Genomic DNA, 11,128 nt, shown 5'->3' with positions numbered 1-11,128 from the left:
CCGCCGTGCGGGAGAGCAGCTCGACCAGCGGCAGCGGCATCCGCCGCGCGATGCCGCGCATCGTCTGCAGCAGGCCGAAGGCGTAACGCCGCTCGGTCCGGGTCCAGAACCCGGCGGGGGACAGGGCCGTGACGGACCGTACGAGCTTCTCGCGGCCCAGTTCCAGGGCCAGCAGGCCGCCCAGGGAGTTGCCCGCCACATGGGGGCGTTCGATCTCCAGCGCCTCGCACAGGGCGCTCAGCGTGGCGTTCATCGTGGGCAGGTCGTGCCGCAGCCCGTCGGGCAGCGCGGGGGAGACGCCGAAGCCCGGCAGGTCCACGGTGATCACCTCGCGCTCGGCGGCGAGCAGGTGGACCACCGGGTCCCAGGCCTGCCGGTGATGCCCGATGCCGTGCAGCAGGAGCAGCGGCTCGCCGCTGCCCACGCGCGCGTAGGAGAGGGTCACGGTCCGCGGGCCGTGCGCGGAGGGGACCTTGAAGGAGACGGTGGCGGACATGGGCGCTCCTCGTCGGGAATCGCTGACGGACGACGGGTAGACAGCTTGTCAGCAATTGCTACCCGCGGGTAGCCCCCGGGTTCGGCGGATCCCGCCGGCGCCGCGGCGACACGGAGCCCGGCGCCTGGACACGGCCGCGGGTGTCGGCTGGGATGGGGTCGTGACCACCGAAACGGGGGCCGACGTCTTCGAGGAGCACCGGCCCGTCCTCATGGGCGTCGCCTACCGCATGCTCGGCCGGGTGGCCGACGCCGAGGACGTCCTCCAGGAGGCCTGGCTGCGCTGGTCCGGCGCCGACCGGAGCGCCGTGCGCGACCCGCGCGGGTATCTGGTGCGCGTCACCACCCGCCTCGCGGTCGACCGGATCCGCCGGATCAAGGCGCGCGGCGAGTCGTACGTCGGCCCGTGGCTGCCGGACCCCCTGGTCACCGACTTCACCGGGACCGTCCCGGACGCGGCGGAGCGGGCCGTGCTCGCCGACTCCGTGTCGCTGGCCGTGCTGGTCGTCCTGGAGACGCTGTCGCCCCTGGAGCGCGCGGTGTTCGTCCTCCGGGAGGCCTTCGGCTACCCGTACGCGGAGATCGCCGCCCTGCTCGACCGCGGCGAGCCCGCGGTGCGCCAACTGGCCGGACGGGCCCGCAGGCACGTCGAGGAACGGCGGCCCCGCTACGAGGTCGACCCCGCCCAGCGGCGCGACCTGACCGAGCGGTTCCTGGCCGCGGCGGCGGGCGGCGGCCTGGAGGAGCTGGTGTCGCTGCTCGCGCCGGACGCCCGGCTGGTGGGTGACAGCGGCGGCAAGTCCAAGGCGCCGCTGCGGGTTCTTCGGGGTGCCGACAAGGTCGGCCGCTTCCTCGTCGGCGTGGCGCGGACGGGCGTCCCGGACCCGTCCGTGCGCCTCCTGGAACTCAACGGCGGGCCCGCGCTGCTGGTCCTGTCCGGCGGCAAGCCCGACAGCGTCTTCCAGCTGGACGTCGCCGACGGGCGCGTCCAGGCCGTCTACGTCATCCGCAACCCCGACAAGCTGCGGACCCTGGCCGACGCCTGAGTCCCCGCGCCGGACCGTCCGGCCGGCTGCCGCAGCCACCCCGTCCCCGCCACGGGGGCTTTGCCGTGACACCACGCACGCACCTCGGCGCGAACGGCTTGTGAACGCCGTGCGACACGCGCCCGTGCGCCGCCCAAGGGGTCGATGATTGGTCTTGACCAAGGGTGGGGGTCGCCCTAAGGTCGCAGATAAGTACAACAACCTTTAATAAACAAGGGCGCCAAAACGCCGGCGAACCACAGCGACCGCGGAGGACAGGGTGGGGACCACGCAGCTGGAATCGGTGCCGGAGCCGAAGTACTGGCATCTCAGGACCGTGCTCAGTGAGGCACTGGACTCCGAGTTCTCGGTGGGCGAGGTCCTGCCCAACGAGCGGGAGCTCGCCGCCCGTTTCGGCGTGGCCCGTGCCACGCTCCGTCAGGCCCTGGAACAGCTGGAGCTGGAAGGACGGCTGCAGCGTCGCCGCGGCGTCGGTACGACCGTCGCACCCCCGCGCATGGGCGTGGCCGTCGGCACCGAGCAGCACGACTGGCCCGGGACGGCCGGTGACGCCTGGCAGAGCGTGGACTGCACACACGCGGTCCCGCCCGCCGCGGTCGCCGCCGCCCTGGAGAGCGGCAGCGAGGAGGCCGTGCACATCGTGCGCCGGTCGCGGACGGGCAACGGCCAGCAGGTCGCCGCCGAACTGCTCTACGTTCCGGCCGCGTCCGTACCCGACCTGACCGCGATCGACGCACCGTCCGGACCCGCACGCGCGCGTGCCGTACTGCGCGAGCTGCAGCGCCTCGAGCTGGAGGGACGGGAGCGCTCCGTCGAGCTGGGCTCGGCCCGCGCGGACGACGCCAAGGAGCTCGACCGGCTGCCCGGCGCGCCCGTCCTCGTCGTCACCACCCGCTTCGTCGCCCGGGGGCGCACCGCCGCGATCTCCGTCGCCACCTACCGCGCGGACACCTGCCGGCTGACCTTCGGGGACTCGGGCGGCATGGAGATCCACCACGGGCCGGAGCGCCAGGCCTCCTGACACCCCGGCACCGCTCTCAGCGGCGGGCCGTCACCGTGCCCTCCACCGCGAACAGCTGCTCCTCGACGTGGTCGAGGGCCAGCCGCAGCGCGCCCGTCGCCACGGCCGCCTCGCCGAGCATCGAGAGGGTCACCCGGGGCGGCCGCAGGCAGTAGCGGGCCAGCTCGCGCCGCAGCGGCTCCAGTACGCCGTCCAGACCGGCCGCCCAGCCGCCGACGACGACCAGTTCGGGGTCCAGGGCCAGCGCGAGCGCCGCCACGTCGTGGACGAGCCGCTGGATGAAGCGGTCCACGGCCGCACGGGCCCGCCGGTGGCCCTCGCGGGCCAGCGCGAAGACCTCGGCGACCGCCTGCTCGTCCAGAGGGTGCAGCGGCTGGTCCGTGGTGGACAGCAGCGTCTCGGGCGTCTCCCCCCGGCCCAGCAGGTGCAGCGCGCCGATCTCGCCGGCGGCTCCGCCGTACCCGCGGTGCAGCCGCCCGCCGATCAGCGAACCGGCGCCCGGACTCAGCCCCGCCAGCACGAAGACCACGTCGTCGGACTCGGTGGCCGCCCCCTTCCAGTGCTCGGCGACCGCCGCGGCGTTCGCGTCGTTCTCCACGAGCACCGGGCATTTGAAGGAACGGCTGAGCCGTTCGCCCAGACGCAGGCCCGTCCACCCGGGCAGCGCGGTGCCCAGCCGCACGGTGCCGTCCGCCTCCACGATGCCGGGCGTGCCGACCCCGACGGCCCGCAGCGAGCTGCGCGGGGTGCCGGCCCGGCGCAGCAGTTCGGCGACCGCGCCGCGCAGCCGCTCGAGGCGCTCGTCCGCCCGGGCCGTCTCCTCCACGTCCTTGGTCTGGGCGCCCACCACACGGCCGTCCAGGTCCGCCAGCAGCGCGGTCACCCGGTGCGCGCCGATCTCCAGCCCCAGCAGGTGTCCGGCCTCGGCCCGGAACCGGAACCGCCGTGCGGGCCGTCCCTGCCGCCGGGCGGCACCCTCCTCGGCCGCCTTCTCGACGACCAGCCCCGCCGTGATGAGGTCCTCCACGACGCCCTCGACCGTCGGCCGGGACAGCCCGGTCACCCGGGTGACCTCCGTGAGCGTCGCACAGTCCGTGGCGCGCAGTGCGTGCAGCACCACCGCGGAATTGATCCTTCGCAGCAGCGAGGGATCCCCGCCGGTCAGCCGCCCCACCGTCCGTCCTCCCAGCTCGTGCGCGTGTTGGGCGGATCGTACTCGGTCCGGACCGGGGCGGCGAGTGCCGTCAGGGCGCCTGTGCGGCCATCCTCAGCCGTGCGAACTCCTCAGCCATCGTCTCGGCCGTCCAGTGCGCGTTCAGCCCGCTCGGGTTGGGCAGCACCCACACGCGTGTGTCGCCGATCGTCCGTTCCTGCGGCCCCACTTGGGCCTTGCGGTCGCCGAACGCCGCCCGGTACGCGGTGACGCCGACCACGGCCAGCCACCTCGGTCGCAGCCGCGCCACCTTCAGCGCCAGCAGCCGCCCGCCCTCGCGGTACTCCTCGGGCGTCAGCTCCTCGGCCCGGGCCGTCGGCCGCGCCACCACGTTCGTGATGCCCAGCCCGTACGACAGCAACTCGCCCTGCTCGGAAGGCTTCAGCAGCCTCGGGGTGAAGCCCGACCGGTGCAGCACCGGCCAGAACCGGTTGCCCGGCCGGGCGAAGTGGTGGCCGGTCGCGGCCGTCATCAGACCGGGGTTGATCCCGCAGAACAGCACGCGGAGGCCGTCCGCGACGACATCCGGTACCGGACGGTCGCGGGCGGCCTCCAGTTCCGCCGGGGTGAAGCGGGTCAGAGGATCGCCCCAGGGGTGTAGGCCGCGGCCTGGGGGTGCTGCTTCACGATCTCCTCGATCCGGCCCACGACCACGCCGACCTGGTCGGCCGCCGCTCCGGTGAAGGACAGCTTGTCCGCCATGAGCTCCTCCAGCCGCGCACGGTCGAGCGGGAGGCGCTCGTCGGCGGCGAGCTTGTCGAGCAGGTCGTTGCGCTCGGCGCCCCGCTCGCGCATCGCCAGCGCGGTGGCGACGGCGTTCTCCTTGATCGCCTCGTGGGCGACCTCGCGGCCGACCCCGGCCCGCACCGCACCCATCAGCACCTTGGTGGTCGCCAGGAACGGCAGATAGCGGTCCAGCTCCCGAGCGATCACCGCGGGGAAGGCGCCGAACTCGTCGAGCACCGTCAGGAACGTCTCCAGCAGGCCGTCCAGCGCGAAGAACGCGTCCGGCAGCGCGACCCGGCGCACCACCGAGCAGGACACGTCACCCTCGTTCCACTGGTCGCCCGCCAGCTCGCCGGTCATCGAGGCGTAGCCGCGCAGGATCACCATCAGGCCGTTGACGCGTTCGCAGGAGCGGGTGTTCATCTTGTGCGGCATCGCCGAGGAGCCGACCTGGCCCGGCTTGAAGCCCTCGGTGACCAGCTCGTGCCCGGCCATCAGCCGGATCGTCCTCGCCAGCGAGGAGGGCGCCGCCGCCAGCTGCACCAGCGCGGTGACGACCTCGTAGTCCAGCGAGCGCGGGTAGACCTGGCCGACCGAGGTGAACGCCTGTGAGAAGCCGAGGTGGTGGGCGATGCGCCGCTCCAGCTCCGCGAGCTTGGCCGCGTCGCCGCCGAGCAGGTCCAGCATGTCCTGGGCCGTGCCGACCGGGCCCTTGATGCCGCGCAGCGGGTAGCGGCCCAGCAGCTCCTCGACCCGCCCGTGGGCCACCAGCAGCTCGTCCGCCGCGGTCGCGAAACGCTTGCCGAGGGTGGTGGCCTGCGCGGCGACGTTGTGCGAGCGGCCGGCCATGACCAGCTCGCCGTACTCGGCGGCCAGCCTGCCCAGCCGGGCCAGGACGGCCACCGTGCGGTCCCGCATCAGCTCCAGCGAGAGCCGGATCTGCAGCTGCTCGACGTTCTCCGTCAGGTCGCGGGAGGTCATGCCCTTGTGCACGTGCTCGTGCCCGGCGAGGTCGTTGAACTCCTCGATCCGCGCCTTCACATCGTGCCGCGTGACCCTCTCGCGCTCCGCGATCGAGGCCAGGTCCACCTGGTCGAGGACCCGCTCGTAGTCGGCGATCGCCTCGTCCGGGACCTCGATGCCGAGGTCCTTCTGGGCGCGCAGCACGGCGAGCCAGAGCTGCCGCTCCAGCCTCACCTTCTGCTCGGGCGACCAGAGCGTGGCGAGCTCGGCGGAGGCGTAGCGTCCGGCGAGGACGTTCGGGATGCGGGGCTTGGCGGGCGCTGAAGTCACGTGTGCAGAGTCTACTGGCGATTCGTGCAGGTCGGCGCCGCGGGGGTGTTCGTCGGAAACTACGAGAAGCTGCGAGAGGCTACGGGAGCTCCGCGTCGGCCGACGGCCGGGCGAGGCCCTCGAAGGGCAGCAGCTCGGGCCGCTTCGGCGGCCGGCCGTCACCGGAGGAGCGGCCGGTCAGCCGCCGGCCTATCCAGGGCAGCAGATGCTGCCGGGCGAAGCGGGCGTCCGCGGCCCGGCGGGTGAGCCAGCCCGGTGGCACGGTCGCCGGCATCGGCGTACGCCACTCGGTGTCCTCCGGCTCGTGGCCGAGCGTCTGCCACACCGCCTCCGCGACCCGGCGGTGGCCCTCCGCCGTCAGGTGCAGCCGGTCCACGTCCCACAGCCGCGGGTCGCCCAGCGACGGCGCCCCGTACAGGTCGACGACGAGCGCGCCGTGCCGTGCGGCGAGCTCGTCGACACAGGCGAACAGCTCCTCCATGCGCGGCCGGAAGCGCTCCAGCACGGGGCCCTGCCGACCCGGGCTGCGCATCAGCACGAGCCGCTCGCACGACGGCGCCAGCCGCTCCACCGCCTCGGTCAGCAGACCCTTCACCCTGCCCATGTCGCACTTGGGCCGCAGCGTGTCGTTCAGGCCGCCCACCAGCGTCACCACGTCGGCCCGCATGGCCGCCGCCGTCTCCACCTGCTCGTCGACGATCTGCCCGATGAGCTTGCCCCGCACGGCGAGGTTGGCGTACCGGAAGCCGGGCGTGCGGGCGGCCATCCGGGCGGCGAGGAGGTCGGCCCAGCCCCGGTAGGAACCGTCGGGCAGCAGGTCCGACATGCCCTCGGTGAAGGAGTCGCCGACCGTGACCAGGCTGGAGTATGCGGGATTCTTCTGCATGGCGTGAGCGATGGTATCCCGGCACCCCACCCGCCATACCACGCGGTCGGTCGGTTCACGGGCGTCCCGGTGTCCCGCTCACACCTGCCGGCCGAACAGCTCCCGCAGCACGTCCTCCATCGTCACCAGGCCCGCCAGCCGTCCGTCCGCCCCCAGCACCGCCGCCAGGTGCGTACGGCTGCCCCGCATCGCGGTGAGCACGTCGTCCAGCGGCGTTCCCTCCCGGACCCGCGCGATGGGGCGCATGTCCCGCAGCCGGAACGGCACGTCGCGCGGCGCGGCGTCCAGGGCGTCCTTCACATGCAGGTAGCCGACGATCCGGCGCCCCTCGTCGACCACGGGGAAGCGGGAGAAGCCGGACTCGGCCGACAGCTGCTCCAGCCGCTCCGGCGTGACGCCCAGACTCGCGTACACCACGCGCTCCAGCGGAAGCACCACGTCGCGCACCGGCCGGCTGCCGAGCTCCAGCGCGTCGTGCAGCCGCTCCTGCGCCCGGTCGTCGATGAGGCCGGCCGCGGTGGCGTCCTTGACGATCTCGGCCAGCTCCGTGTCCGTGAAGGTCGCCGAGACCTCGTCCTTGGTCTCCACCCGCAACAGCTTGAGCAGGGTGTTCGCGAACGTGTTCACGGTGAAGATCACCGGGCGCAGTGCCCGGGAGAGCGCGACCAGCGGCGGGCCGAGCAGCAGCGCGCTGCGCACCGGCTCCGCGAGCGCTATGTTCTTCGGCACCATCTCGCCGAGCAGCATGTGCAGATACGTCGCCAGGGCCAGCGCGATCACGAACGACACCGCGTGGCCCGCGCTCGAGGGCATGCCCACCGCGTGGAACACCGGCTCCAGCAGATGCGCGATCGCGGGCTCGGCGACCACACCGAGGACCAGCGTGCACAGGGTGATGCCGAGCTGAGCGGCCGCCAGCAGCGCGGACACGTGCTCCAGGCCCCACAGCACGCTCCTGGCACGCCGGTCGCCCCCCTCGGCGTACGGCTCGACCTGACTGCGGCGCACCGAGATCAGCGCGAACTCGGCGCCCACGAAGAAGGCGTTGACGACCAGGGTCGCCAGACCGATCAGGATCTGTACGGCGGTCACCGGCCGGCCCTCTTCCCGTCGTGCGCCCGAGGCTGTCCGGCCTGCCGCGCGTGTTCCCCGCCGTGCTCCTCGCTCTGCTCGTCGTCGAGCGGCGCGTGCAGCAGCACGCGCGCGGCCCGGCGTCCGCTCGCGTCCACCACGTCCAGCTGCCAGCCGGCGACCTGGAGGATGTCGCCCGTCTCGGGAATCCGGCCGAGCTCGGTGGCGACGAGGCCGGCGAGCGTCTCGTACGGCCCCTCCGGCACCCGCAGCCCCACCCGGGCGAGTTGGTCCATGCGCGCGGAGCCGTCCGCCGAGTACAGGCCGCGTCCCTCCTCGTCGGCCCCGGCCGGGGCGAGGTCGGGCGTCTCGTGCGGGTCGTGCTCGTCGCGCACCTCGCCGACGACCTCCTCGACGATGTCCTCCAGCGTCGCCACCCCCGCGGTGCCGCCGTACTCGTCGATGACGACCGCCATCGTGCGCGTGCCGGACAGCCGGTCCAGCAGCCGGTCGACGGTCAGCGACTCGGGGACCAGCAGCGGCTCGCGCATGATCTCGGAGACACGCATGCGTGTGCGGCGCTCGGCGGGCACCGCCAGCACGTCCTTGACATGGGCGGTGCCGACGACCGAGTCGAGGCCGCCGCGGTACACGGGGAAGCGGGACAACCCGGTCGCCCGGGTCGCGTTCGCGACGTCCTCGCAGGTCGCCTGGGCGTCGAGGGCGACGACCTGGACGCGCGGGGTCATCACGTTCTCCGCGGTCAGGTCGGCGAGGTTGAGCGTCCGCACGAACAGCTCGGCGGTGTCCGCCTCCAGGGCGCCCTCCCTGGCGGAGTGCCGGGCCAGGGCGGCGAGCTCCTGGGGGCCGCGCGCGGAGGCGAGTTCCTCGGCGGGCTCGATCCCGAGCCGGCGCACCACACGGTTCGCCGAGTTGTTCAGGTGGGTGATGAAGGGGCGGAAGGCGGCGCTGAACCAGCGCTGCGGGTTGCCCACCTGCCGGGCCACCGCCAGCGGTGAGGAGATCGCCCAGTTCTTGGGCACCAGCTCGCCCACCACCATCAGGAACACCGTGGACAGGGCCGTGCCCAGGATCAGCGCCACCGAGGTCGCGGCGGACCGGGAGATGCCGAGCGACTGGAGCGGACCCGCCAGGAGCCTGGCGATCGACGGCTCGGCGAGCATGCCGACCACCAGGTTGGTGACGGTGATGCCGAGCTGTGCCCCGGAGAGCTGGAACGTCAGGTTCCGTACGGCCCTCAGGGCGCCCGCCGCGCCGCGCTCGCCGCGCTCGGCGGCCCGCTCCAGGGCTTTGCGGTCGACGGTGGTCAGCGAGAACTCGGCTGCGACGAAGGCGCCGCAGGCGAGGCAGAGCACCACCGCCACCAGCAGCAGGAGCACTTCGGTCATCGGGTCACCCTCGTCCCATGGTCGGACAGGACAGGGACGGGCGCGCTATGTCGCGCGCGAGGAGGCTCGCCCATGGGCGGACGCTCACAACCTTTCATGACGGACCGAGTGATCCTCCCATGGTAAAGGATGGGCAAAGAAAGGCTCGGGGATCAGCCGGCGAGGGGCTTCACCCAGCGCCGCCAGCGCTCCTCGGGCGCGTAGCCCGCCGCGCGCCAGGCGTGCTGCGCGGTCTCGTTGCGGGTGAGCACCATGGCGTCGCCGCGCCGCCCGCCGAGCCGTACGAACCGCTCCTCGGCCGCCGCCAGCAGGGCCGAGCCGATGCCCTGCCGCCGCCGGTCCGGGTGCACGGCCAGCCGGTACAGGTGGCAGCGCCAGCCGTCGAATCCCGCGATCACCGTCCCGGTCAGCTCGCCGTCCTGTTCCGCCAGCAACAGCGCCTCCGGATCGCGGGCGACCAGCCGCGCCATCCCCTCCCGGTCGTCGCTGATGCTCGTGCCCTCCGCGGACGTCTTCCAGAAGGCCAGTACGGTGTCGAGGTCGGCGGCGGTCGCCGGCCGTATGCGCAGATCGGTCATGTGATGATCAGATCAATGCGTGGCCGCGGGCCGGGCGGAATTCCAGCATCCGGACACCGCAGGCCACGCGCCCGCAGGGTCTCCCTCACTCGTGCGCGATGGCCGCCAGAACGTTCATGCGGGAGGCGCGCAGCGCGGGCAGCAGGGCCGCCACGACGCCCACGACCGCCGAGCCGATCACCACCGCGACGATCGTGCCCCAGGGGATCGCCAGCGTCCTGATCCCCTGCAGGGCCAGCACCCGCTGGGCGCACACCCCCCACACCAGCCCCAGCGCCAGACCGAGGACCGCGCCGAAGACCGCGATCACCACCGACTCCAGCCGGATCATCCGCCGCAGCTGGCGCCGGGCCAGCCCGATGGCCCGCAGCAGACCGATCTCCCGGGTCCGCTCCACCACCGACAGGGCGAGGGTGTTGACGACCCCGAGCACGGCGATGACGATGGCGAGCCCGAGCAGCGCGTACACGAGGTAGAGCAGCACCGCGATCTGGTCGTGGACCAGCTTCTTGTAGTCCGCCTGGTCGCGCACCTGCACATTGGGGTACGCGGCGAGGGCCCTCTCCAGGTGGGAGCGGAGCCGGCCGGTGCCCGTGCCGGGGGCCGCGTTCACGTACAGCGCCGCGTCCGGGGTGCCGGGCACGTACTTCTCCACGGTGCCGATGCCGAAGTACACGCCGCCCTCGATGCCGAACCCCTCGGCCGCGTCCTGGTTGGTCAGCGCGCCCACGGTCAGCCGTGCCCGCCGTCCGCCCTGGAACTCGACGGGCAGCACGCTGCCGGGCCGCACCCCGTGCTTGCCGGCGAAGCCGGCGTCCATGGCGACGTGCCCGTCGGCGAGCGCCGTCGCCGTGTCGCCGTGGACGTAGTTGATGTGGGCCACGGAGTCCAGCCGCCGGTCGTATCCGGAGGCGGTGGTCTCGACGCGCTTGCCGTCCGGCAGCGCCACCGCGACCGCCGCGAACCGCTGCCGTACGACGGTGCCGGCGCCGGGCGTGGCACGGACCTTGTCCGTGACCTCCGGCGGGAACGGCTGGAAGTTACGATTCTGCACGACGAAGTCGGCACCGAGCGTCTTCTCGATCTGACGGTCGATGGACCGGGTCATGGAGGCGCTGGCCACCGACATCCCGCCGACCAGGGCGAGGCCCACCATCAGGGCGGCCGCGGTGGCACCGGTGCGGCGCGGGTTGCGCAGCGCGTTGCGCTGGCTCATCCGCCCGATGGTGCCGAACAGCGCCGGGAAGCCCCCGCCCAGCACCCGGATCAGCGGGCGCACCAGCAGCGGTCCCGCGATGACGGCCGAGACCAGGGTGAGGACGATGCCGGCGCCCAGCAGCGCGACGGCGGTCGCGGTGCGCTGCGCGGCGGCGCAGCCCGCGAGCGCGGC

General features: G+C 73.4%; 11 protein-coding genes. 2 read left to right on the top strand and 9 right to left on the bottom strand.

Going from position 1 to position 11,128, the window contains the following annotated elements; genetic code table 11:
- A partial coding sequence (locus tag RH94_RS43125) for an alpha/beta fold hydrolase (protein WP_234425710.1) occupies positions 1 to 496 on the bottom strand: 496 nt, incomplete at its 3' end.
- A gap of 160 nt (positions 497 to 656) precedes the next feature.
- Here RH94_RS43125 and sigJ point away from each other — a divergent pair.
- Positions 657 to 1,541: an RNA polymerase sigma factor SigJ gene (gene sigJ / locus RH94_RS12085; RefSeq protein WP_073947615.1), complete on the top strand. Its 885-nt coding sequence runs from the start codon at positions 657 to 659 to the stop codon at positions 1,539 to 1,541.
- Positions 1,542 to 1,800: 259 nt separating this feature from the next.
- A complete protein-coding gene (locus tag RH94_RS12080; RefSeq protein ID WP_073947614.1) occupies positions 1,801 to 2,562 on the top strand; it encodes a GntR family transcriptional regulator in 762 nt (253 codons plus the stop codon).
- 16 nt (positions 2,563 to 2,578) lie between these two features.
- Here RH94_RS12080 and RH94_RS12075 read toward each other — a convergent pair whose 3' ends face one another.
- The 8 genes from RH94_RS12075 to RH94_RS12040 all read right to left on the bottom strand — a co-directional run.
- Entirely contained in the window at positions 2,579 to 3,736 is a 1,158-nt protein-coding gene (locus RH94_RS12075; protein ID WP_073947613.1) for an ROK family transcriptional regulator, read from the bottom strand.
- 70 nt (positions 3,737 to 3,806) lie between these two features.
- Complete coding sequence (gene mug, locus RH94_RS12070; protein ID WP_073947612.1) at positions 3,807 to 4,355, bottom strand: G/U mismatch-specific DNA glycosylase; 549 nt, start codon at positions 4,353 to 4,355, stop codon at positions 3,807 to 3,809.
- Entirely contained in the window at positions 4,352 to 5,794 is a 1,443-nt protein-coding gene (purB, locus tag RH94_RS12065; RefSeq protein WP_073947611.1) for an adenylosuccinate lyase, read from the bottom strand. Before purB ends, mug begins: the two co-directional genes overlap by 4 nt.
- Before the next feature lie 79 nt (positions 5,795 to 5,873).
- The gene (locus tag RH94_RS12060; RefSeq protein WP_073947610.1) at positions 5,874 to 6,680 is read right to left on the bottom strand and encodes an SGNH/GDSL hydrolase family protein; all 807 of its coding nucleotides are present in this window, start codon (positions 6,678 to 6,680) and stop codon (positions 5,874 to 5,876) included.
- A 78-nt stretch (positions 6,681 to 6,758) separates the two neighbouring features.
- Positions 6,759 to 7,772: a hemolysin family protein gene (locus RH94_RS12055; RefSeq protein WP_073947609.1), complete on the bottom strand. Its 1,014-nt coding sequence runs from the start codon at positions 7,770 to 7,772 to the stop codon at positions 6,759 to 6,761.
- The gene (locus tag RH94_RS12050) at positions 7,769 to 9,160 is read right to left on the bottom strand and encodes a hemolysin family protein (protein ID WP_073947608.1); all 1,392 of its coding nucleotides are present in this window, start codon (positions 9,158 to 9,160) and stop codon (positions 7,769 to 7,771) included. The genes RH94_RS12055 and RH94_RS12050 overlap by 4 nt, the downstream gene beginning before the upstream one ends.
- Before the next feature lie 152 nt (positions 9,161 to 9,312).
- On the bottom strand, positions 9,313 to 9,738 hold the full coding sequence (locus RH94_RS12045) for a GNAT family N-acetyltransferase (RefSeq protein ID WP_073947607.1): 426 nt from the start codon (positions 9,736 to 9,738) through the stop codon (positions 9,313 to 9,315).
- Positions 9,739 to 9,823: 85 nt separating this feature from the next.
- A partial coding sequence (locus RH94_RS12040) for an FtsX-like permease family protein (RefSeq protein WP_143204004.1) occupies positions 9,824 to 11,128 on the bottom strand: 1,305 nt, incomplete at its 5' end.

The organism is Streptomyces kebangsaanensis (assembly GCF_001906585.1).
GTDB lineage: Bacteria > Actinomycetota > Actinomycetes > Streptomycetales > Streptomycetaceae > Streptomyces > Streptomyces kebangsaanensis.
This window is presented reverse-complemented; position numbering and strand designations above follow the sequence as displayed.